Below are 24063 nucleotides of genomic sequence, written 5' to 3'. Positions count from 1 at the left end.
ATCTCAAAATAAAAGTTTGAGACAATGGTAAACAATGCCCACCCTGCAAAAATAGCTTCCGTACTCAGCATTACTAATCTATGGACTCAGCACTAGTTGCCATTCCTTGCTTTGAGAATTCCATTTAGGTAATTGAGTTTCACCGACAACGTAGGGGCCCCAATAACGACGGGAACCATCTTGTGCAAAAGCAACCAAAATATCTCCCTTCTCCAGCTTTAAATTATTTTGAGGTAGAGATAAAGTCAGCCCCTTCTCACTACCTTCTTGGGGCGCAAAATCCCAATGTGCTGGTACATCATAGTGAGTCTTTTTAGTACCAGAGCCTTTTGCTACCGACTGTCGCGCTAGTAGAGCCAACCGCACAGGCTGATTCGTTTGATTGCTCATCCGCAAAGTCCCTTCATTCTTGGCTTTGCTTGCTGATTTATCCCGCTCTGCCAACACAGGATAAGTATTTTCTTTTATACTACTATGTTCTACTTGATTGCTTTGAGTAGATAGATTAGCGGAAATATCTTTTTCCGGTGAAACAGGTATTGATGAAGCTGTCTCCCACTCTTGAGTTTCTGTTGGCACTTGTGAAGATGTATCTGGGTTTGTGGATTCAAAAGATACACTTACTCCAAAACATCCCACCAGCGTAACAAGCAGTCCCAAGCAAGAAACCGTAATACCGACGTTACGATATACTGAAGATTTCATATTGATAGTTATTAGAAATAAATATTTTTTCTAGGCTTGACCAAATAGTAGCCTATTATCACAAAAGCTAATCAGAGAAAGTATCCTAATATAGATTTTTCTAAAATTAGGTACAAAAATGTATTATAGATATCATTTTGAGGAGAAAATATTTGGAAGAAATAATTCCTTTGATCCTTGCTCAACAATGGGTATAGATACCCTTTGCTTTGTGTATTGACCGTAGGCTTGGATGAAAACAAGAAAATCAGATACCTAGCCAAGCCTTTTCATTTGGATAAAAAAATAAGAGTTTCCTGAAACCGCTAACGGCTTCAACAAGGCTTTCTTTGCCAAACCTTAGATAAATCTAAGATGTATATTTCATCTCATCTTATAATAAGTACCCTTTTAAGAGACTTTCTAAAAGATGATAGCTTATGCAAATTTGAATTAATACTGTAACTAGGTAGGCTTAATTAAATATAAGAGCAAATCTCACCCTCACTCCTTCTCCTTAGTAAGGAGAGGGAAGCCGCAGGCAGCGTGAGGTTTTATATTTAATTTGACCCACTTACTTATATCCAGTATATATCTATAATATTAACAAATAAGCTTAGACTAAAACCAAATATCCTATTTGAATATAGAGATATTTGAAGATATCTTGACTTTTCCTGAGAAGTCTATGTGATGCAAAATACTCGTCTCAATAACTTGTTGGATGCCATTGTTACACGGTTTAGTCAATGGTTTTTAAATCCTTGGCGGCGATTATCGTTGCTGATCATTAGTTTTTTGTTTGGTTTTTTTCTAGGAAACGCAGCTTCTACTACAGCCGGTCAACGGGCAGAATTAGATATTGTAGTAGCTGGTTTTTTAGTAGTATTAACGGAAATTACTAGTAGGATATTTTACAGTAAAAGTTTTTTCGCCAAGCGATCGCTCTTAGTAGACTCACTAAATCTCCTCAAAGTTGGTTTCACCTACAGCCTGTTTCTCGAAGCCTTTAAGCTGGGATCGTGAGAAGATGCAGGGGAGCAGGGGGCAGGGAGAGGTAAATTATGAGTTGGTGGTTGGGTGAAATTTTAGTAAAGGATGGGTTGGGGGAAACTTGGCAGCAGCAAGCAAAAGAAGCAGCGCTGTTAGATAAGTCGAGAGCTAAAGCTTTTGGGATCACGTTGAAAAATGTAGATGAAGTAATAGAAAAGCGATCGCAGTTACTAAAATCTGTCTTCCCAGCTTTCAGTCAATTCTGTCAAACTACGCTCCAAATCGAACCCAAGGAAATGTTACAAGTATTGTGGGACTTGTGGCTGCCTTTGGGGATCAAACTAGCATCGCAGCGCCAACAGTTGGAACGCCCTCTAATTCAAGGAATATTAGGAGGACAAGGCACTGGAAAAACTACAATGTCTAAAGTTCTCAGCTTGATTTTGAATCAGTTGGGATACCAGACTCTAAGTTTATCTTTGGATGACTTATATAAAACTTACAGCGATCGCTTGGTTTTAACACAACAAGATCCCCGCTTGATTTGGCGCGGGCCACCAGGAACCCACGATGTAGATTTAGGCTTAGATGTACTAGATCAGATCCGTCAGTCGCAAAGTTCAGTTTTGGTTCCCCGTTTTGATAAATCTGCATACAGAGGCGCTGGCGATCGCACCACTCCAGAGATTGTAACAGGTGTAGATATTGTATTATTTGAAGGTTGGTTTGTGGGTGTGCGACCAATTAACGCAGATGTATTTGATACTGCGCCGCCGCCAATTATCACAGACGAGCATAGAGCATTTGCCCGCGATATGAATTGTCGCCTCCACGATTATTTACCATTGTGGGATCGATTAGACAGCTTAATTTTGCTATATCCAACCGATTATCGCTGTTCTTTGGAGTGGCGCAAACAGGCGGAACAGCAGATGATTGCTGCGGGAAAATCGGGGATGAGCAATGCAGAGATAGAGCAATTTGTCAATTATTTTTGGCGATCGCTTCACCCGGAATTATTTATCAAGCCGTTGGTAAAAGATGCAACAGTGGTCGATTTGGTGATTGAGATCCATGCCGATCATAGCTTTGGTGAAGTTTATTGCGATCGCACTTAGGGCGTTAGTTCTCAAGCAAATCAGCTAAAAGCACTATAATTTCTTTAAAGCGTGATTTATCCTACTCCTTAGACCAAAAATGCCAGAGGTATCGTTAAAGCTTTTCTTTTCTTACTCTCACAAAGATGAAGCTCTGCGAGATGAACTAGCTAAACACCTGACTATATTAGAATGGCAAGGTGTGATTTCAAGTTGGTGCGATCGTAAGATACTACCTGGAGAGGAGTGGGATTACCAAATTAACGATAATCTAAACACTGCCGACATCATTCTGTTGCTCATCAGTTCAGATTTTCTTTTTTCTAAATATTGCTGGGATGTCGAAGTTAAGAAGGCAATAGAACGTCACGAAGTTGGAGAGGCTTGTGTTATCCCGGTTATTCTGCGAAGCGTTGATTGGAGTGGCGCACCATTTGCAAAACTTCAAGCTTTGCCTAAGAATGCTGAACCTGTGGTTTCAAGGAATTGGCACAATCAAGATGAAGCTTTCACAGATGTAGCTAGAGGAATTCGGGCGGTTGCTGAGAACCTAAAGAAGGTAAGAGAGGAACTAAGGCAAAAACAGGAAGCAGAAAGGCTACAACTACGGGAACAAGAAGAGGAAACCAGGAAGCTACAACAGCAACAAGAAAGGCCGCGGCTACACGAACAACAAGAACAAGAAGAAGCAAATAGGTTACAAAGACAACAAGAACAAGAAAAAGCCAACAAGTTGCAACTACAACAGCAATCTACTGATAACGATCTCCTCTCTGAGAAAGGCATAGACTATAGGCGGTTGCGCGATTTACTTAAAGCAGGGAATTGGAAAGAAGCGGATCAAGAAACTCTGGCTGTTATGCTCAAAGCCACTGGCAGAGAAAAAGAAGGCTGGGTAGATTCTAAATCTATTAAAAACTTTCTTTATGCTGACTTACGCACCATTGACCAACTGTGGGTAAAATACAGTGATGGGCACTTTGGGTTTAGTGTGCAAAAGCGCATTTGGGAAAGTGTTGGAAAAGACTACGAAAAGTTTGGCGATCGCGTCGGATGGCGAAAAGGAATGTTTTTTAATAAAAAGTGGCTGGGATACTCAGACATGACCTTCACAAAAAACTCTCTGCAAGGACATTTACCGGCTAGGGCAATGGCGTGGCATAATTTATCGAATGACTTTGTGCGGATGGACTGGATGGACAACATTCCAACTCTTCTCTTCTCTCGCCTGGAGACTTTGTAAAGTCTAACATATAAGGCTTACAGCAAATTGTAAAGATTCACAAACAAGTCGTTTCGCACGAAGTATTGCGGTTTCTACGTTTCCGTTACCTGGCACTGTAGCAAAAAAACGTCTTCTTGTTGGGCTTGTAGTATAATGCTAGCTTTTTGAATGTCATAGCAATTAGCAAAGATAAATTTATTCGCTACTTTTTCTATTTCATGGTTACTTGCTTCCCATTCATCCAAGGTAGTCTCATATTAATTCGTAATTCGTAATTCATAATTCGTAATTAGACAAGTTGTAAGAAGCTCTCTCGATAATTTTAACTACTTGGGAAACCTCCAGCTTGAAAAATCTGTTCGGCGGTTAAATTCAATTCTGGGAAAGTAGGCGAGATGATGGCATCCGCACCTCTAAATTGAGTAACTTGGTATTCACCATCGATTAATTGATAAATAGACATAGTAGGTTGTTTGGGATTGCCAGTGAACTTCTTAGCGCCTAAACCTAGATAATCTACAACCCAGTATTCAGGAATTCCAATACCCTCATACTTACCTTGTTTTGTGTAGTAGTCATCATCCCAATTAGTACTAACTACCTCAACTACCAAGGGAATTGATGCCGCATAAGATACAGTTGATTCTTTTTTCCATAACGGTTCATTCACTAAATTAAGACGATTTAATATCAACACATCTGGGGAATAAGCAGATACCGAATTAGAAGGTTTTATCAACGCAGTTTTAGGGATTGTATAAGGTAAATTTAATCGGTCAAATTCTACTGTTAGTTTTCTAGCTATAAAACCAACAACATCCTCATGATCACCAGTTGGTTGGGGCATTTCAACAATCACGCCATCATATAATTCGTATCTTCCACCTTCGGGCCGCCACGCTGTAAAATCTTCAAAGCTTACTAGTTTGGGTATGGCTTGAGTCATAAATTATTGCCTTGGCTTGTATATTGCCTTAATAATTGCTTTTAAAGCTGACAAATTGCTTTTAAAGCTTGTAGCAACTGACTTGAACGCTCTTTTTCCATTAAATTTAATTCTGGTAACAGATAATAAATCGGCGGATTTCCTTGTTCAATATAGACAAACTGATAACTTCTACCATTAGTTGTTAATCCCCAAACTGATTTTTGATTATCTAAATTTTTATAAGAGTATGTGAGTAGCTGAGGTAAACCTGTTGAAATATCAATTTGACTATTTTTAGATTCGATTAAAAGTACCCAAAAATATCTTTGAAGTTTTGTATATTTAGCTTTACTAATAGCTAAAATATCAAATCTTCCTTTAATTATAATATCTTCATCTTCAACTTCAATATCAGCAATATTTTCCTCCAAAACAATCTCGATAGGATAGCGATAAAAACCAGCTAATCTTAATAAAGGTGCAACTGCAAGAAACTTTACCTGACCTTCAGAAACTTTGCCTGCTGTAAGGTAGCGCCGAAAGTCATTTCTAATTTGCAGAAGTTCTTGTTGTTCGGCTTCGAGAAGAGGTTCTAGAGATAAGTAGTTAGAAAATGAGTCACTGTATTGTTCTTGAAAGCCAAACAGACGATGGACTTCTTCTAAAGATAAATTCCGAGCATTAAGAATTGTCATATATTTTTGCTTGATTAAGGTACAACCTAATCAAAATATCTATATAAAATCTATTTTACCCCCTACTTGAGTTTGTTAAGCTGCAATAAGAAAGATTTGTCAGTTAATCAAATTAACTTCTTAACTCTGTGTTCTCTGTGCCTCTGTGGTTAAATAAAAAGCTTTTGAACCACAGAGACGCAGAGGGCGCAGAGAGAAAAAGAGATTTTAGAAGTCTATTAGTCAAGTCTTTTTTTAACTTCCTCAGCCAAATCTACTAGTAGCACTTCTACTTGCTCACCTGTTTTCAAATCTTTCAACGAAGATTTTTGTGCTGCTGCTTCCTCAGAACCAATAATTACACAAAATTGAATTCCTTGTTTATCTGCTAGCTGAAATTGTTTACCCAAGGGGCGCTTATCAAAGTTAGTGATGACATTAATTCCAGCCTGACGCAGATGTTGGGAAACTTTTAAATAAGTTGGCATTAAATCTTCTTGCATATTCACTACCATCACCTGGGCTGGTGTCGCAGCTAAGGTACTAAGAATGCCAGCTTTTAATAAACGACTAATTAAGCGAGTTAAGCCGATAGAAATGCCGACACCAGGCATTTTTTCACCCAAAAACACTCCGACTAATTCTTCATATCTTCCGCCAGAACAAATACTACCTAAAGCTTCATGTCCTAACAAGGTTGTTTCGTAAACTGTACCAGTATAGTAATCAAGCCCACGGGCAATGGATAAATCAATACAGAAGCGATTTTCAGCAACTCCGAGATTACGCACACCTGCAATTACCGTTTCTAGTTCGCTAATTCCCAAGTTTAATTGCTCGGCTTCTGGTAAATTTTGGGCAAGATGCTTAAGCTTATCTAATACTTCATCAACGGAACCATCTATTTTAATAAAATCAATAATTTTTTGAGTCTGTTCTCCTGAAACTCCCTCTTTTTCTAATTCTTGTTTGACTTTAGTTTCCCCAATTTTTTCTAAATTATCAACAATACTAATACACGATTTAATTTTGTCTTCGGTAATTCCTACTGATTTAAAAAAACCTGTAAGAACTTTCCGGTTATTGATGCGAATCAAAAAATCACCAATATTTATTGCTTCAAATATCTCAGTGATAATTGCAGGCATCTGAGCATCATAGAGTAAGCTGAGTTCACGACGAGCAACTACATCAATATCACACTGGCGAAATTGACGAAAACGCCCATCTTTTGCCCGTTCTCCTCGAAAAACCATATCAGTTTGATAGCGAGCAAAGGGAAAGGTTAACTCATTCAGGTGACGCGCAATATAAGCTGCTAAAGGAACTGTTTGATCGAATTTTAAAGCTCTTGCTTCCGAACCAGTTTCGCCCGATTTATCTCTCTCAGCTTGTCGATTTGGGGGCAGGATGGGGTCAATACCATAAATGATATTATCACCTTGATTACCTTTAGCTTGCAGCACTTCTAAACGTTCTACAGCAGGTGTTTCAATGGGCGTAAATCCATAGCTTTCAAAAACTTTACGGATGATATCTAGTAAATATAATTCTAGACGCTTTTCATTAGGCAGAAATTCTGGGAAACCGCTAGGAGTAGAAAAGTTTATTTTGTCACCTTTTGCCATGCGTGTACCTTACTAAGTTGAAATTTGAGATGGAAGTCTAACGTTTGGAAGTCGTGGCTACACAAACAAAGTCCGCCTGCGCGGACTGAGAATAATGAATGATTGTGTTTGAGAACAGAAATTACTATCTTAGCCGTTCTTCTTGAATTAAGGTGCGCTGAAAGATTTGATTGTTCTTAAACCAATGCCAAGTGCGGGCACGATTGTTATTGTCAGGGCTAATGTAGATCATTTCGTATAAACTCATTTCTGGGTTTGTTTTATAAGTAAACTGCAAAATCACAATTGAATCATCGGCTTCCCAAGCTTTTCCATCTATGCGATCGGTATCAAACCACAGCTTATTATCTTTATAGCTTCCTGGGAATTCATACTCTTCTTGTTTCCCATCAGACCATTTGTAGCGATTAATTTGATAATAGGGATGAGGGCCATTTTCTGGAAATTGACAAGTTAAGTGAGACTCATAACTGTCAAGGATTTTTCCGGTTGTATCAATTACTGTATAAGTTCCTATCCAATCTCCTTCATGACGGACAAGCACCGGCATATCTTCTCGAATATTTGACATAGCAATTCACCTTTTATTGTTCTAAAATTTGGAAAAATCGAGTAAAGTAATCAGGAAAAGTTTTCGCTGTACAACCAGGGTCTTTTATTACAATGCCTGGAACCTTTAAGCCAGTGACAGTAAATGCCAGTCTTCACTAAATAAGGCATTTTCTAAAATCGAGTCACCTGACGCTAAATCCGCAACGAGTAATGCCCGATCGCTAATACTTTTAGAACCAGGAATCTCTACCGTGGCATTTACTGGGCGATTCAGAACAGGGATTGCAATGGTATCCACTTTTAACCTCTGTGCAGGTAGTCAGCTACAACTTAATTATGTTCGCATATTATGAGTGGGGAGTGGGGAAGGTTGTCAAAGACGGCTTTAATCATTGCACTACCTTTGCTTTCGGATGCAGATTACTCTGGGTCAAGAATTGAATAGCTAAACTTTGTACGGCTTGATTCAATGCCAACAAAGGGAAGTCTTGCAAAATTTCCAGTCGTTGAGTGGCGATCACTTCGCTGTATCTCCCTTAGCTACTTCGTCTAAAACAGCCTCCGAAGTGTAAAGAGTGAAGTTGTTTCGACGAAAGTCCCACCAGTCCCGTGTTGTTTCGATATTGGCAGCAATAATCAGGTTTTTGGTCGATCTGGCTGTCAGATAACCAATTACACTAGTTTGCGTGACATCAATGCACATCTTTGACTAAACTTATCTTTCTAAGGTGTCTCAAAGACTCGTGTTCTGAACGAATGAACTCGTGTTCTGAACGAATGGACTTGTGTTCTGAACGAATGGACTCGTGTTCTGAACGAATGGACTTGTGTTCTGAACGAATGGACTTGTGTTCTGAACGAATGGACTTGTGTTCTGAACGAATGGACTTGTGTTCTGAACCAAAACTATCAAAATTCTTCCAGGTGCTTTGGTTATCGTAGACGAAACTATGGCAGAAGCGATGTCTACGACGGGCTACGCCTACGCCATTGATTACGCTAATGAGTTGCATAGTGATGATGGCATTGGTCACTCCCCATTCCCAAACCACCAAGGGTCATTAGTATCGTTAGTTTTAATTAAAATAGCTTTTTTTCGCATAAACCGTTTCAGCGCGGCTGCACCCATGCGTGAGCCTCCCATACCGGAAAATTTAAAGGCGTTTTTCTCTCCCTCGTGCATGATAGCGGTGAGTGCAGCATCGTTGATACTAATAGCACCTGCATCTATCTGCGGGGCAATTTCTAAGGCTTCAGGTTCCGAGGCAAAGACAGCAGCACTCAATCCATAAATCGAATCGTTTGCTAAAGATACCGCTTGCTCAACTGTAGAAAAAGGCATTACCGGCATAATAGGGCCGAAAGTCTCTTCGGTCATCACTTTCATCGAATGATTAACCTGGGTGAGAACTGTCGGGCGACACCACCAACCCCCACCTAAATCTTCAATTACACCGCCGCAGTGAATTACTGCTCCCTTTTCTACTGCATCTAATAAATGATCGCTAATAATAGCTGCTTGTCTTTCGGCGATAATAGGGCCAATTTCTCCACTTTCAACGCTGGGGTAGGCTAGCTCAAGGCGATGTGCTTTGGTTACTAATTGATGGTAAAACTTTTCAAATATGGATTCAGCAACATAAATTCGCTCAATTGACAAGCACGACTGTCCAGTATTGACGACGGAACCCCACAAGATTGCTGATATTGCTAATTCTAAATTGGCTGATTCTAAAACGATCGCAGGATCTTTTCCTCCTAATTCCAAAAAAGCTGGAATAAACCGTTTAGCAGCCGCTTCTGCCACTTTTCGCCCTGTGGCTACACTGCCTGTAAAGCATACTAAGTCTACATTGTCAATCAAAAGAGATCCGGTTGCACCTGCTCCTTCAACAAAAGTTAAGACATCGCGCAATTTGGGAACGGCATTGATTGCTGTTGTCATTGGTGCGACGAAGCGAGGAGCAATTTCACTGGGTTTGACAATAACAGCACAACCCGCCAGCAATGCCGGAATGGTATCAATGGTTGACAGCAGCAGTGGAAAATTCCACGGGCTAATTATCCCCACTAGGGGGTAAGGAACAGATGTTTGTTGCAAAGCGATAAATGGAATTGCTGTGTTTTTTGCAGAGTCTTGCAGCAATTCCGGTGCTAATCTACACCAGCGATCGATGCTAGAGAGAAAGGAATCTATTTCTAATACTGAGGTTGATAATCTTCCCGTATCATTTACTAAAGCTTCCGTTAAGCGATCGCGCCCTGATACTATCGCTTCCTTCCACTGCTGTAAAGCTTCAATTCTTCCTTCTAAACCCAGTTTTTGCCAGCTAACTTGTGCCCTGCGCGATCGCTTACACTGTTGTGCCAGCAACCTTGGGGGCGGCGGGACAATTACGTAGTCAAATTTGCCAGTTCGGGGATTACGGACTTCTATTGGTTTTGTCATTTGTCATTTGTCATTTGTCATTTGTTATTGGGTATGGGTTACTCTCTTTATCCCCCAATGCCCCATTCTCAATTCCCAAATTCAAATTATCCCCAATTTTGCTAACCGCTCAATGGTGGCTTGCTGGGTTTGGAGGAAGTGTTTGCGGTCTATTTCTCCCTCCAGCATAGTATTAGCTGGATAAAAGTGTGATTGATAATAACTTTCAGCGTATAGTTCAAAGCGTTGGCGGGAAAGTAAATTCTGTAACCCTGGTCTGCGGCGATCGCGGCGTAATGCTCCTAAATCAATCTCGGCGAATGCTGCCATGCTCTCGCCTGCACCTGTTTCAGCTAAAACGATTCCGCGATGGTCAATAATTTTAGAGCCACCATCAGCCGAAGCTATGGGAATGGCAATATTAGCGATACCTGCGGTATTAGATGAAACTACATAAGCCATGTTTTCGACAGCGCGAGTGATTTTTGCCGCGTCTTTGGGGGTGAGGTTTTTGTTGTATACTTCCGAGGTGGAATGAACAAAAATCTCTGCTCCTCGCATCGCCAGACACCGCGCCACTTCTGGATACAAAATCTCTTCTGATGCTAAAGCTGCTAAATTACCGATCTCCGTTTTGGCTACGGGGAAAACTCCCTCTAAACCATAGCAATCAAGATATTCATCCCAAACATCATGGGGGGTGGGGGCAAATAAGGAATTCAGCCGTCGATACCGCAAGACGATTGAGCCGGAGGGGTCAAGAATAAAGCAGGTTTGGAAGTACAATCCGGGAAAGTTGAGATCAATTTCGTAGGCGTTCCCAGCTAGGAAGATTTTGTGCTTTTGGGCAATTTTACCAAGTGCCTCATACTCAGCACCAGCCATTTCTATACATGCTTTTTCTGCCCAACCAGAGAGAGAATCTCCCATCGGAAAACCAGTGAGGAAATATTCTGGTAGTACAATTAAACGACAATCAAAGCCAATGAAAGCGATACTAGCAGCAACTTGTTGAGCTAGACGGTTGATAGAGTTTTGCATAAGTGATCGCGCTTCGTGGCGATCGCTTGTTTGGTTAACTGCATGACAGGTAACTTGCAGTGCCAAAGCGCGGAATGATTCTAGATTAGTGGGCATTGGGAATTGGGAATTGGGAATTGGGGTACAAAGAGAAGAACCTAATGACAAATGACTAATGACTAATGACTAATGACTAATTCGATCGCCACCCCAGAGCGATCGTACAAGTTTATCTGTCAATTCCGATCCAAATATTTGTGCGGCAAATTTATTACCTGGATCGCGTTCAGCACTAACACGGCGGAGCGCCAAATCACGAGCCGCCAAAGCTTCGCGTGCATCATCTGGTACTGGTTCAGCTGTATCTACCCAGGTTAGCCAGCGATCGAGGGTTTCATGTGCAAGTGTGCGAATCAGTTCGAGGGTTTCCAAGGTGGGTGTGCTGGTGTAGCACAAGCTAGCAGGCGATTGAAATAGGCGAATATAGGTGCTTTTACTAGTAAATGCCTTTAAGCGGGAATCTTCTTGTAACTTTAAGAATGTTTGGTTAACAGGTTCATAATAGCGATCGAGATATGCCAAATCGGTTAAAAGCTCAGTTCGGGGGATGTAATCTATATAAAAGAAAATATTTGGTAGCGTGCCAAGCTCAAAAGCTAAATGAGGAACTTGGATATGCGACTTCAACCAAGTGGTGAGACGCATGGTGGTAAAGTTTGATTTTTCGGGGTTTCCTAGCCACGAATGAACTAACCAATCAATTTCTTCCCCCGAAAAAGCGGTGAGCGAACCCTTCATGTTGCGATCGAGACTGCTGTATTGCTGTAAATCTTCTACAGAAGGATCTGGATATAACTGAAAACGATCCTCTAGTTTTTGGTAGAGTTCCTTTGTAATTCCCCACAACCGATCAAATACAGCCTTATTGTCTAGATAGCTTTGTTTCTGAGTCATAGTTTGAGTTTGCGGCTTTGATATAAACTTTATATTTAGTTTGACACCTTTCGGCATCTAGCTCGTTGTCCATATCGAGCAACCCATTCATCGAATTCAAGACTGTGGTAAACAGCCCATCAAACGGTCGTAAAGCTATTGCAGCAACCTGTATCAGCTGATGATTCCTCATTTGGCTTTGAATTTAGATGAATACTTTTAAATAGATTTAGTTCTAATAATTTTTTCAAGAGCATATTTATTAGAGTTGAGTGTATATGAATAACCGAAAATTGCTTTTATAATTTTATCAATACATCACCTTGTCAGCCTATCAAGACTTACCTTTGGCAAATATTATTTACTTTTATATTAATATATGAGAATATAAATATCCGGACATCAATGTATTTATTTAGTAGTGACATGGGTTAAATCATATTTAAAAAGTGTTACACAACTATAATTTATTTAGAAAATAGTATAAAATGCGCCTAAATTATAAATTGAGATTTGTTTCTTCTCAACTAGTAACTGTAACAGTACTGCTAACCTTGCTGTTATTTATCCCTCAAATTTTGCTCAACTGGCAAGCATATTATAACTTTAATAGTATTATCAAACATGAATTTAAGCTCCAAACATTGAGTGATGAAATTACTTATCTTGATGAAGTCTTAACAATGTCAGCCCGAATGAATGCAGCTACAGGTAACTCTATTTGGGAACAACGATATCGCCAATTTGAGCCTAAACTCGACATAGCTATTAAAGAATCTATTAAACTGGCTCCTAAAGCATATAAAAATGAGGATGCCCAAAAAATTGATGCTGCTAATCAGCGTTTGGTTGCAATGGAATATCAATCTTTTGATTTAGTTAATAAAAATCAAAAGGAGACAGCACAACAATTACTTTCCAGCCGCGAATATGAAACTCAGAAGCGCATTTATGCTGATGGTGTTGCGAAAAGAAACCGTAATATTTCACTTCAGTTACAGCAGAAAATTGATGAATATTACCAAAGAATATTTTGGGCAGTTTTAGAATCTATTCTAAGTTTAGCACTGTTGATTCCGGCATGGCTTTTAGTATTGCATTTATTACAGCAATACTTAAAAGATAAAAAAATTGCTCAAACCGCTTTAGAAGAAACAAATTCTAGACTTGAAAGGCAAGTGGCAGAAAGAACGGCAAAATTAGAACATAAAAATATTCAACTAAAACAAACACTGCAAGAATTGCAACACACTCAAGTACAACTTATTCAAACTGAAAAAATGTCATCATTAGGTCAGTTAGTTGCTGGTGTTGCTCATGAAATCAATAATCCAGTTAATTTTATTCATGGTAATTTGATACATCTTAAAGAATATAGTCAGCAATTACTAACTTTAATTAGCCTGTATCAACAAGAAAATTTGAATTACAACCCAGAAATAACTACTCTGATTGATGAGATCGATTTAGAGTTTATTATTGATGATATACCGAAAACTTTATCCTCAATGACAGTTGGCACTGAGCGAATTTGTGAGATTGTGCTAACTTTGCGGAACTTCTCACGTCTTGATGAAGCAGAAATGAAACCTGTTGATATTCATGAAGGAATTAATAGCACGCTATTAATGTTACAGCATCGTCTCAAACAAAATCATAAACAGCAAGAAATCAAAATTATCAAAAATTATGGTAAATTGCCTCTTGTTGAATGTTATGCAGGAGGATTAAATCAGGTATTTATGAACATCTTAAGTAACGCTATTGATGCTTTATCTGAACGCGAGGAAGAGTATTTAGCAAGAGATTTTAAAAAACACATTAATTCTATTATTATCCATACTCAAGTTAAAAATGAAAGTTTTATAATTATTAGTATTAAAGACAATGGAATTGGAATACCAGAGGAAGTTAAGACTAGATTATTTGACCCTTTTTTTACTACTAAACCTGTAGGTAAAGGTACTGGTTTAGGATTATCCATTAGTTACCAGATTATAGTAAATAAGCATCATGGAAAAATAAAATGTATTTCTGCACTTGGGAAGGGTACAGAGTTTATCATTGAAATTCCTATCAAGCAGACGTGGTAAGCAAATATATGATTGTGTAGTTTAACCGTAAGGATTCAGCACCCAGGAGTCAGGAGCCAGAATTTATCAGGAATCTAGAATGATTAGTATATTTAGTCATCAAATGTTCTCCTGATTCTTTAACTATTCTGAATTCTGAATTCTGACTCCTGAATTCTTACGTTTAACCGAACAATATGTATCCGCCTCTTATAGTTCTGGAAAATCAACAAGTCTAAGCTTGTGGCTGAACTTACATTGCTGTCGGAACAGATATATTATTTTTAGTCACACCTTTGACATAATCTTGCAATGGCTTTGTCAATATAATCTGCAATAGTTTACTCATCAAACTGTTTAACGGAACTAGGCAGGTAATCCCTGCCTTTTTTAATAAATACCATCTAGCAATGTATTCCCTTGCTATTTAATTATGGGTGATTCCCCTTTGCCTGAGAATTACTAATAGAAAATCCTCGACGAGTAGGTTTAATCTTAGCTAATTCCACCTGAAAACTTACCTTATCGGTCATTTCGCCACTTCTTGCTTCTAAAGTCCACTTACCAGGACGCAAATTCCAAAATATAGAATTAGCTGAGTTTGTATCTAACTTTTCCCCATTTAGCCACCATTCAACAGATGCAGATTTATTTCCCGCTAGTTTAAATTCGAGTTTTTGCTTTGCATCTTCACCTGGATACAGTAAGAATAAATCGCCATGATGGGGAGATAAAATTCTCAAATTGGTAGAAACAAGACTCGATTGCTGTTGTTTTGCTAACCACTCGTTATACTCTGGTGGTAAGTTAAATTTATTATCACCTTCGTAGGCAATTTTATCTTCTGGATAGAAATATTCCTGCACCACTGAGGTACAATCTGGTGTTGGTCGTAATCCCGAAATTGCACAAATAGGTAATTGCACTAAACCTTCTGGAGGTGGAAAAGCTGCTGGTTCTTGATGTTCGTGCAGATGTAACATAATTCGATTCCACAAGGGTGCAGCGCCGGTAACACCTGAGACTTGTCGCATCGGTTCGCCGTTGAAATTGCCTACCCAAGTAGCGACGGTGTAATCTGTGGTGAAGCCAACTGTCCAAGTATCACGAAAATTGGAAGAAGTGCCAGTTTTAACCGCAACAGGAAAGGGTAAATTTAGCACAGAGTTTACACCAAAGGCTGTTGCACGAGCATGATTATCACTGAGGATGTTAGTAATTAATTGCCATATCGTCGTTGAATTTTGGATATTACATCGCACATTTGATGTGCTTTCAACGCAACTTGAATTTTGGATTGAAGAATCGGAAAATGTGCTTACTAAAGGAATAGCCTCTCCTTGTCGTGCTATGGTCAAATAGGCACGGGCTAATTCCCATAAACTGACTTCGCCACTACCGAGAGTTAAGCCTAAACCGTAATGTTCTGGGGTTTGATTAAGGTTTTCAAACCCCAGTTGATGCAATCGTTCTAAGAAAGTTTCTACACCTACTTTTTCTAAAACCCTCACTGCGGGTACATTCAACGAATTTGCTAAAGCGATTCGCACCCGCACAGGGCCAAGAAAGCGTTCGGTGTAATCGGTTGGGCTATAAAGTCTCGCACCAGGAATTGCATAACGGGCGGGGACATCTGCCAAAATGGTATTTGGGCGAATTAAACCTTTTTCTAAAGCTAATTCATAGACAAAAGGCTTGAGGGTAGAACCTGGTTGACGTAGCGCCTGTACTCCATCATTGCGTCCTAGCTTGACTTCATTAAAGTAATCAGGTGAACCAACATAAGCCAAAACTTCACCAGTGTGGTTGTCAATTACCAACGCAGCTGCATCGTAGACATTGTTGGCGGCGAGTGAGGAAATCACCTGTTGTACCTGTGCTTCGACAAACTGCTGTAAAGGGCGATTTATAGTGGTGCGAATCACGGATTGATCCCCCCTAACCCCCCTTAATAAGGGGGGGATTAAGCCCTGTTTTTCGAGGGGTATTTGATTGGCTAACCAAAATAAAAAGTGTGGTGCGGCGATAATTCCCCGTGGGCGAGACTGAAACACAACTTTTTCGGTGTGTGTTCGGGCTGCGTAGCTTGCCGCCGTAGGCATCGCACCATTAATATACTTTTCCTCTACCATACGATTAAGGACGTATTTTTGTCTCTGCTTCAACCGTTCCCAATGTTCATAAGGGTTAAAATATGTGGGATTATTCGGGATAGCGGCCAACAAACTAGCTTGGGCAAGATTTAACTCACTAGCTGGTATAGAAAAATAAGTCTGCGCGGCTGCTTCCACACCATATATATTCCCGCCCATCGGTAGCCGATTGATATATGCAGAGAGAATTTCATCTTTATTCATCCCTGCTGCTAACCGCCAGGATAGCCAAATTTCACTCAGTTTACCAGAAAAACTGCGGGGCACTGGATCTAACATCCGCGCTAATTGCATAGTAATAGTGGAAGCACCGGAAACAATTCGTTTCGCGTGGATAGCTTCTTTGCTGGCGCGGATAATAGCTTTCATATCCAACGCCCCGTGATGGTAAAAGCTGCCATCTTCGGCGGCTAAAATAGCATGGATAAACTGGGGCGAAACCTGATTTAGCGGGACGACTGATGTATGTTCTTGGTCACGAGTGAGCAATGTTCCTAATGGTAAACCATTGCGATCGCTAAATTGCATTGCCAGTTGATTTTGGGCAATATCTGCGGCCCGAATGGGCGCAAAATAAGGTAATAAGCGTATAATCAAGCAGATTACCAGCACAGCTAGGATAAATTTGCTACTGTGCTTAATTTGGAGTAGCGATCGTAAAATTAGTTTCATCAGGGAATCCCTGCCCAAGAAAACTTACCTTAATTTTGACGCAGTGATTACATCTACATCAGTAAATATGTCAAATCCTTAATAATTTATTTGAAATCACTTAGCAGATGTCAATTAAAATTTGCAGAATTTAAATACTTATTTATAGTTAAGAATTGTAGTGATTTTTAGGAACAATCATATAGAATTGGTTATCTATGTAAATAAACATAGTTAAATCCAAAATCTAGGTAAAAAATAATCATCTTGCACCCTTTATTAATCTTGGCATCACCCACTTAATAAGGGAATGCAAATTTTTGCTTTCTATAATTTGTGAATTTTTTATTTTGAATTACTAAAAAATATGATTATCAAATTTTTACGCAGTTTCTACCATAAAATTCTCTATTTCTTCCTTGGCGTACTTGGCGGTAGCCTGCGGCAAGCCGTTCGCGTAGCGTCTCATAGAGAAGCGTCTACCTTAAAACAAATTAGCCATTCCTCAAATCGCAAGAGAAAAATACAGTTTATTCTTCTCTTTACGTTCACGCTAGCCATGACAGGCTGTAATTTTTTTGGTATAAACTCAAGCAAAGAACAACTCCCAGCAGTATCCCCACTCACACCACCAAAACTACCAGACTGGATTGAACAAATAAGTCCCATCGGCGATGCAAAACCTCTCAACCAAATCCGCATCCGTTTTAAAGAAGCTTTAATTCCAGTTGAAAGTCTCGACAATCCAGAACAACAGAAAATATTAGATAAATTTGCCCTTTGGCCGCCTTTACCCGGTCAATTTCGCTTTTTGACACCGCGCATGGTGGGGTTTCAAGCTGAGAAAGCATTGCCAATAGCGACAAGATTTCAAGTTACTCTCAAAACAGGTTTAGCCGATTTAAAAAATCATCGCCTAGACAAAGATTTACCTTGGACTTTCAACACTGAATCTATCAGCCTAACTAATTTACCTGGTGTCAATCCCATCGAAAAGGCTGATATCGAACCAATTGATTTACAGCAAAAGCTACAGTTTACTTCCAACGTGGAATTAAATTTAGCTTCTGTACAAGAACATTTACAGTTAATTCTTGAAGGCAAAAACAAGGGTGTAGGCTTCAAAGTCGAATTAAACAAAGAAGAAAAACCAGTAAAAAATGAAGAAGACCCTTTAGAAAAATTTGACCCTTCAGCCCGCAATTGGATTTATAATCTTACCCCTCAGCAAAACCTAGAAAAAGCAACCCCTTATCGCCTAGTCTTTTCTCCCGGAATTCGCCCTGCTTATGGAAATCTCGCTACTGAGAAAGAATTTGCCAGTAAGTTAGTAACTTATTCACCTTTGGCATTTCAGAAAATTAACTTTTACGGACAGCCAGATTCAGGTGGAACATTCGGAAGATTTATTAAAGGTAGTCCCCAGTTAGAATTTAATAACGTCTTATTGCCAGATTCAGCTAAAGAAAGTATTACCATTAATCCAGCACCAAAAGATATTTCTAGAATCATCCAAATAAATGATGAAGATAAAGTTGTCGGCATCAATCCTTATGCCCTAGAACCTGCTAAAACTTATACAATTACTATCGATGGAAATCTAAAAGATAAGTTTGGTCAGACTTTGGGTAAACCTGTCACCCTGAAATATGATACTGGAGATTTAGCCGGGGATATCTGGGTACCATCAGATTTAAATGTTTTCCCTACAGATAAAAATTTACAGCTAAATATTACTACAGGAAATCTGCCAGAATCTAAATACAAAGCAGCTTATCGAGTAGTTAAACCGACAGATTTAGTTTATTTTAACAATAGTAGCGATTTATTACCTCAACCTTCTGATTGGCAAAGCTTTAAGGTATCGGGTAAGAAAAATGAATCAGTTGATATTGCTGTTCCTCTGCGGGAAAAAATAAGTGCAGCTACAGGAATGTTAGCTTATGGAGTCCAAGCCCGCACTAATAAATATCAGGAGAATGGTAAGGAACTGTGGCGAGAACCTACTACTTATGGAATGGTTGAATTGACGAATTTGGGGGTATTTACTCAGTGGTTTCCTGAGTCAGGCTTAATTCGCATCAATCATCTGACAGATGGTTCGCCAGTTCAAGCGACTGCTGTTGAAATTTATCAATCAAAATTACAAGCAAAATCTCGCCCCGAACCTGTTCCTTGTGCAACAGGTAAAACTGATGAAAATGGAATTTTTAGAATTATTGGTGAAGGATTACAGAAATGTTATTCTGGTAATGAAAGTTCTAGTAAATCACCACAATTATTAGTAATTGCCCGTGAAAACCAAGATTGGGCATTCGCTAGAACCGAAGAATATAGCGGCGTTTATGGCTACGGTATTGATGCAGGTTGGCAAGATAGTAAGCCAGAATCACGCGGCGTAATTTTCTCAGACAGACAGTTATATCAACCAGGCGAAAAAGCTTGGTTAACTGGGTTTGCTGGCTTCTTACAAAATGGCACAATCCAGCAAGATAAAAATGCTGTTTACCAATTAACTTTGGTAAATCCTGATGGACAAAAGACCAACTTAGGTACGCAAACTACAAATGAATTTGGTACGTTTTCTTTGGAATTGCCAATTAAAACTACTCAGCGCTTAGGCTACCATACAATCCAGGCTAAGGGGAAGAATGGACAAGAACTTTCTGGTGAATTTCGGGTAGCTGAGTTTAAACCACCCAATTTTAAAGTCGAACTCAATCTAGATAAAGAATTTGCTTACATTGACGATAAAGTTGATATTAATGCTACAAGTAATTATTTATTTGGCGCACCCGTAGAAGGTGGAGAAGCAAAATACTTTATTACTCGCCAACAGGCTAATTTTATTCCCAAAGGTTGGGACGAATTTACTTTTGGTCGGCAGTGGTTATGGCCAGAGGAAACTCCTACTATATCTAGTGATGTGTTGCAAACTAATACCCAACTAGATGCTAATGGTAAAAGTAGTCAAACTGTGAGTGTGGCTAATGATTTACCATATCCCATGACTTATCAAGTTGATGTACAAGTTGCAGATGTTTCTAATCTATCTGTAGCGGATTCCAAAACTTTTACAGCTTTACCAAGTAATCGTCTTATCGGGTTAAAAAGTAATTTTGTTACTGATGCTGGCAAGGCTTTTCCTATTGATGTAATTGTAACTGACCCTACAGGAAAAGCGATAACAGGTCAACGAGTGCGTCTGGAATTACAAGAAATTAAATACAGCAGCGTTACCCAATTAGTTGAAGGTAGCCGAACGCCAAAAAATCAAGTTGAATATAAAACAGTTGGACAGGCAGAAATTACATCTGCTAGTAATCCCCAATCGGTAAGTTTAACAGCACCGGAATCTGGTTCATATCGAATTAGAGTTAATTTTAGCGATGCCAAATCCGAATTAAGCGCCACAGATTTACAAATTTGGGCAACTGGAGAAAATCCAGTATTTTGGGGTTCAAGAGAAAAAGATGTTTTAGAAGTTAAATTAGATAAACAAGAATTTAAACCTGGTGAAATCGCTACAGTACTAATTCAATCTCCCTATCCAGATGCAGAATTATACTTTGCTGTGATTAAAGACAAACCCCTTTATCAGCAAGTTACCAAAGTTCAAGGAAGCGCACCACAAATTCAGTTTCAAGTTACGCCGGAAATGTTACCCAATGCAGCCATTGAAGCTATCTTAGTCAGGCAAGGTAAACCCATAAGCCAAGTGGAAGCAGGAAGTTTAGATAACTTGGTGAAAATTGGTTTTACACCTTTTAAAGTTAACTTAGAAGATAAGTATTTAAAACTGCAAGTTAAGCCAGTGCAAACATCATTAGAACCTGGTGCAGAAGAAACAGTACAACTGGAACTGAAGGATAATCAAGGTAATCCCACCAAAGGACAGTTTACAGTCATGGTGGTAAATGAAGCGGTGTTACAACTTTCTGGTTATCGTCCGCCAGATTTGGTAGATACAGTTTATGCAGAACAGACAATATCTACCCGCTTTAGTGATAATCGTCCAGATGTCATATTACAACCGCAAGATGTAGCTAAACCCAAAGGTTGGGGTTATGGCGGTGGTTTCTCAACTGGTGCAGCAAATACTCGCACTCGCACTGATTTTAAAGCCTTAGCTTACTACAACGGTTCTGTCCTTACCGATGCAAATGGTAATGCACAGATAACTTTTAAATTGCCGGATGATTTAACTACATGGCGAATTATGGCTGTGGCCACTGATGGAAATCTGCGTTTCGGGAATGAGGACGCGACGTTTATCACCACAAAGCCACTGCTAACTAATGCCATCTTGCCACAGTTTGCTCGTCCAGGCGATCGCATTCTCGCGGGTTTATCCGTTACCAACAACACCGGGAATACAGGAAACCTCTCAATTAATGGCGAACTTAGCGGTAATGTGAAGTTTGCTGACAAAAACCCCACAGCGAATTCTTTGCAAACCAAAGCTGAATCTGCAACTCACGCTTATCGTTTTCCAATGGTGGCAGATAGTGTGGGAGCTGGTAAAGTTCGCTTTACCACTCAACTAAATGGTACAGCCGCAGACGCTTTTGAAGTTCCTTTGGAAATTAAGCCAGTTGAAATTACTGAAGAAGTCGTTGAATCTGGTGTAACTGAGAAACAGGTAAAAATTCCCCTGAATGTTGATAAAAATACCTTCCCCGATGCGGGAGGTTTAGATATTCAGTTGGCGAGTAGCTTGATACCGGAAATTAAAGCACCAGCAAAGCAGGTTTTAGAAGATAATGATTTGCCATTCACAGAACCGGCGGCTAGTCAATTAATGATTGCGGCTAATCTGCAAACTATCGCCCAAAAATATGGTCAAACATTTGCAGAATTTAATCCTAGCCAACAAGCTAATTTAGCAATCGAACAATTACAAAAGCTTCAAATAGCTGATGGTGGTTTTGCTGCTTTCCCCGGACAAGAAAAATCCGACCCTTGGATTTCTTCTTATGCAAGTGAATCTTTGGTAAAAGCAAGTCAAGTATTCCCGAATTTAGTTGATTCTGGAATGCTGTCTCGCCTCAAAACTTATCTGCAAAAAGTTCTGGCGAATCCTGGGGAATATGACTTTTGTAAACAACTACTATGCAAAAGGCAACTGCAACTTAACGCTTTAATCGCTTTATCAGATTTAGGAGATAAACGCAATACTTTCCTCACAGATATTTATGAACAGCGCAATAACTTTGATTTAGTAACTCAAATTAAACTAGCGCGATACTTCTCTCAATTCCCAGAATGGCAAAATGAATCTCAACAATTAGTAAACAAGCTCCAACAAAGTATATATGAAACTGGTCGTACAGCAGTTGTGAGTTTCCCCAGCAGTTGGGGATGGATGAGTTCATCTACAACGACGCAAGCGCAAGCTTTACGCTTATTTATCACCAAACAAAGTAAACCAGAAGTTATAGATAAGTTATTCCAAAGTCTTCTGGCACTACGACGGGATGGTACATGGCAAACTAATTATAATAATGCTCAAGCTTTAACAGCTTTGGTAGATTATAGTCAATTGCAACCCACACCACCTAACTTTGTTGCCACTGTGCAATTAGCTGGTAATAAGTTAGGAGAAAATCGCTTTGAAGGTTACAAAAATCCTAGCTTACAACTAATTGTGCCGATGAATCTATTACCTCGTGGGCGTAATGATTTAACGCTGCAAAAAGCAGGTAATGGCACTTTGCACTATCTGGTTGCTTATAATTATCGCTTGCAAGGAAATCAACCAGGAAGATTTAACGGGTTACGCATAACGCGAGGAATTAGTCAAGTAAATGAAGAGAAAGTTTTACAAAAAACGGGAATTTACGCTTTCGATAAACCCTTGACTTTAGCTTCTGGACAGGTGTTTGATATTGGTTTAGAAATTATCACCGATCGCAGCGTGGATCATATAGTAATTAAAGATCCGCTACCAGCAGGTTTTGAGGCGGTGGATGCAAGTTTTCAAACTACCACGGCTGCATTACAAGCAAAAGCCGATAACTGGGAACTTGGCTTTAGAAATATCTACCGCGATCGCATTATCGCCTACGCTGACCACTTGGAACCAGGAGTTTACAGCTTGCATTACTTAGTCCGTTCTGTCACTCCTGGGACATTTTCTTGGCCTGGTGCAGAAGTTCATCTACAATATGCACCAGAAGAATTTGGGCGTACTGCTGAGTCTACATTGATATTGGAGGATGGGAAGTAATCATTGTCTGCGATCGCATGACTTCCACTGTAATCAAGTACAATCAAGCTAATCACGGTAAGATTCACTCTGTTTAGCTTGGATAAATCCCAAGAATTAATATTAACTAAATTAGGAGAAGGGCTACCTGCTATAACTCCATCTTTTGGAGCAGCTTTAGCAGAAGCTTGTGCAGTATGTTTGGATGAACAAGGTCATTTGCAGGGTGTAGAATTTAGCAGTAAATGGAAATTTCATTACCACCTTCAGACTCTATTGGCAACCTGTTACACAGCAAATGCTGCGCTGTTGGAATGATGAAGAGTTTACCACAGAATAAGCAGCCTATGGTACTGCTTTTATGCTGATCAGACAATTGACTGAGTTTACAGTGATTGAGCGATCGCGTAAAGGCACTGGATTTGATTATTGGTTAGGTAGCGAAGAAGAAACAGGTGAACTTCCGTTTCAAAATAAAGTCCGGTTGCAAGTTCCAGGTATACGTAAAGCGGATACAGCATTTACGGCTGTTATGAGGTACAATAGCAGCAACTAGCAAACCAGTTTCTTAAATGTTGAGGATTTATCTAAGTCTAGTGCGACTGAGATGAGTTTCTCAGCCATTTCTGTTGTAGTTGGAGCAAAAATGCGTAAAATGGATTAATGGATTATTGTAAGAAACAAACAAAACTCGGTAGCTAATATGTATGATAGCTATCGAGTTTAGTTAGAAATATAGAACCTGGCATCGAGCTATTTTTGCGTAGGGCGACCCCTAAACTATCGTTGCCGCAACAGCGTTTCACCTCTGAGTTCG

Annotated in this window: 20 protein-coding genes and 1 pseudogene; 7 read left to right on the top strand and 14 right to left on the bottom strand. The window is 39.6% G+C overall.

What is annotated here, in order from left to right; translation table 11 throughout:
* Positions 1 to 78: 78 nt before the first annotated feature.
* Positions 79 to 705: a hypothetical protein gene (locus tag RMZ41_RS24250; RefSeq protein ID WP_322639595.1), complete on the bottom strand. Its 627-nt coding sequence runs from the start codon at positions 703 to 705 to the stop codon at positions 79 to 81.
* A gap of 672 nt (positions 706 to 1377) precedes the next feature.
* Between RMZ41_RS24250 and RMZ41_RS24245 the strand changes: the two genes are divergently transcribed.
* The 3 genes from RMZ41_RS24245 (at position 1378) to RMZ41_RS24235 (ending at position 4017) form a co-directional block, all read left to right on the top strand.
* Positions 1378 to 1710, top strand: a complete 333-nt coding sequence (locus tag RMZ41_RS24245; protein WP_322639594.1) for a DUF565 domain-containing protein — start codon at positions 1378 to 1380, stop codon at positions 1708 to 1710.
* 38 nt (positions 1711 to 1748) lie between these two features.
* Positions 1749 to 2795, top strand: coding sequence for a glycerate kinase (locus RMZ41_RS24240; RefSeq protein ID WP_322639593.1), 1047 nt, complete (start codon positions 1749 to 1751; stop codon positions 2793 to 2795).
* A gap of 79 nt (positions 2796 to 2874) precedes the next feature.
* Positions 2875 to 4017 carry a GUN4 domain-containing protein gene (locus RMZ41_RS24235; protein WP_322639592.1) on the top strand — a complete coding sequence of 381 codons (1143 nt, stop codon included), beginning with the start codon at positions 2875 to 2877 and terminating at the stop codon, positions 4015 to 4017.
* Between the two features lie 304 nt (positions 4018 to 4321).
* On the opposite strand, the gene RMZ41_RS24230 is transcribed toward RMZ41_RS24235, so the two are convergent.
* From RMZ41_RS24230 to RMZ41_RS24175, 12 genes and pseudogenes are all read right to left on the bottom strand, one after another.
* Positions 4322 to 4945: a Uma2 family endonuclease gene (locus RMZ41_RS24230; protein WP_322639591.1), complete on the bottom strand. Its 624-nt coding sequence runs from the start codon at positions 4943 to 4945 to the stop codon at positions 4322 to 4324.
* A 41-nt stretch (positions 4946 to 4986) separates the two neighbouring features.
* Positions 4987 to 5622: a restriction endonuclease subunit R gene (locus RMZ41_RS24225; RefSeq protein WP_322639590.1), complete on the bottom strand. Its 636-nt coding sequence runs from the start codon at positions 5620 to 5622 to the stop codon at positions 4987 to 4989.
* Positions 5623 to 5840: 218 nt separating this feature from the next.
* Positions 5841 to 7229 carry a histidine--tRNA ligase gene (hisS, locus tag RMZ41_RS24220; protein ID WP_322639589.1) on the bottom strand — a complete coding sequence of 463 codons (1389 nt, stop codon included), beginning with the start codon at positions 7227 to 7229 and terminating at the stop codon, positions 5841 to 5843.
* A 124-nt stretch (positions 7230 to 7353) separates the two neighbouring features.
* On the bottom strand, positions 7354 to 7800 hold the full coding sequence (locus tag RMZ41_RS24215; RefSeq protein ID WP_322639588.1) for a DUF3598 family protein: 447 nt from the start codon (positions 7798 to 7800) through the stop codon (positions 7354 to 7356).
* Between the two features lie 129 nt (positions 7801 to 7929).
* A pseudogene (locus RMZ41_RS24210) lies at positions 7930 to 8079 on the bottom strand (3-phosphoshikimate 1-carboxyvinyltransferase); the annotation flags it as partial.
* A 91-nt stretch (positions 8080 to 8170) separates the two neighbouring features.
* On the bottom strand, positions 8171 to 8302 hold the full coding sequence (locus tag RMZ41_RS24205) for a hypothetical protein (protein ID WP_322734419.1): 132 nt from the start codon (positions 8300 to 8302) through the stop codon (positions 8171 to 8173).
* Positions 8299 to 8484, bottom strand: coding sequence for a hypothetical protein (locus RMZ41_RS24200; protein WP_322639587.1), 186 nt, complete (start codon positions 8482 to 8484; stop codon positions 8299 to 8301). Before RMZ41_RS24200 ends, RMZ41_RS24205 begins: the two co-directional genes overlap by 4 nt.
* Positions 8474 to 8815, bottom strand: coding sequence for a hypothetical protein (locus tag RMZ41_RS24195; protein ID WP_322734418.1), 342 nt, complete (start codon positions 8813 to 8815; stop codon positions 8474 to 8476). The genes RMZ41_RS24200 and RMZ41_RS24195 overlap by 11 nt, the downstream gene beginning before the upstream one ends.
* Positions 8812 to 10230, bottom strand: a complete 1419-nt coding sequence (locus RMZ41_RS24190) for an aldehyde dehydrogenase family protein (protein WP_322639585.1) — start codon at positions 10228 to 10230, stop codon at positions 8812 to 8814. Before RMZ41_RS24190 ends, RMZ41_RS24195 begins: the two co-directional genes overlap by 4 nt.
* Before the next feature lie 81 nt (positions 10231 to 10311).
* Positions 10312 to 11346: a nitrilase-related carbon-nitrogen hydrolase gene (locus RMZ41_RS24185; protein WP_322639584.1), complete on the bottom strand. Its 1035-nt coding sequence runs from the start codon at positions 11344 to 11346 to the stop codon at positions 10312 to 10314.
* Between the two features lie 69 nt (positions 11347 to 11415).
* Positions 11416 to 12183, bottom strand: coding sequence for a red chlorophyll catabolite reductase (locus tag RMZ41_RS24180; protein WP_322639583.1), 768 nt, complete (start codon positions 12181 to 12183; stop codon positions 11416 to 11418).
* Complete coding sequence (locus RMZ41_RS24175) at positions 12152 to 12355, bottom strand: hypothetical protein (protein ID WP_322639582.1); 204 nt, start codon at positions 12353 to 12355, stop codon at positions 12152 to 12154. The genes RMZ41_RS24180 and RMZ41_RS24175 overlap by 32 nt, the downstream gene beginning before the upstream one ends.
* 295 nt (positions 12356 to 12650) lie before the next feature.
* On the opposite strand from RMZ41_RS24175, the gene RMZ41_RS24170 reads away from it, so the two are divergent.
* On the top strand, positions 12651 to 14255 hold the full coding sequence (locus RMZ41_RS24170; RefSeq protein WP_322639581.1) for a sensor histidine kinase: 1605 nt from the start codon (positions 12651 to 12653) through the stop codon (positions 14253 to 14255).
* A gap of 410 nt (positions 14256 to 14665) precedes the next feature.
* On the opposite strand, the gene pbpC is transcribed toward RMZ41_RS24170, so the two are convergent.
* Complete coding sequence (gene pbpC / locus RMZ41_RS24165) at positions 14666 to 17059, bottom strand: penicillin-binding protein 1C (RefSeq protein WP_322639580.1); 2394 nt, start codon at positions 17057 to 17059, stop codon at positions 14666 to 14668.
* Positions 17060 to 17597: 538 nt separating this feature from the next.
* On the opposite strand from pbpC, the gene RMZ41_RS24160 reads away from it, so the two are divergent.
* From RMZ41_RS24160 to RMZ41_RS24150, 3 genes are all read left to right on the top strand, one after another.
* Positions 17598 to 23267 carry an alpha-2-macroglobulin gene (locus tag RMZ41_RS24160; RefSeq protein WP_322639632.1) on the top strand — a complete coding sequence of 1890 codons (5670 nt, stop codon included), beginning with the start codon at positions 17598 to 17600 and terminating at the stop codon, positions 23265 to 23267.
* Positions 23268 to 23345: 78 nt separating this feature from the next.
* On the top strand, positions 23346 to 23564 hold the full coding sequence (locus RMZ41_RS24155; protein WP_322639579.1) for a hypothetical protein: 219 nt from the start codon (positions 23346 to 23348) through the stop codon (positions 23562 to 23564).
* 43 nt (positions 23565 to 23607) lie between these two features.
* The gene (locus RMZ41_RS24150; protein ID WP_322639578.1) at positions 23608 to 23802 is read left to right on the top strand and encodes a hypothetical protein; all 195 of its coding nucleotides are present in this window, start codon (positions 23608 to 23610) and stop codon (positions 23800 to 23802) included.
* Positions 23803 to 24063 lie beyond the last annotated feature (261 nt).

This window comes from Nostoc sp. DedVER02 (assembly GCF_034530675.2).
Taxonomy (GTDB): Bacteria; Cyanobacteriota; Cyanobacteriia; order Cyanobacteriales; family Nostocaceae; genus Nostoc.
The sequence above is the reverse complement of the archived record's forward strand: the minus strand, read 5'-3'. Positions and strand labels throughout refer to the sequence as shown.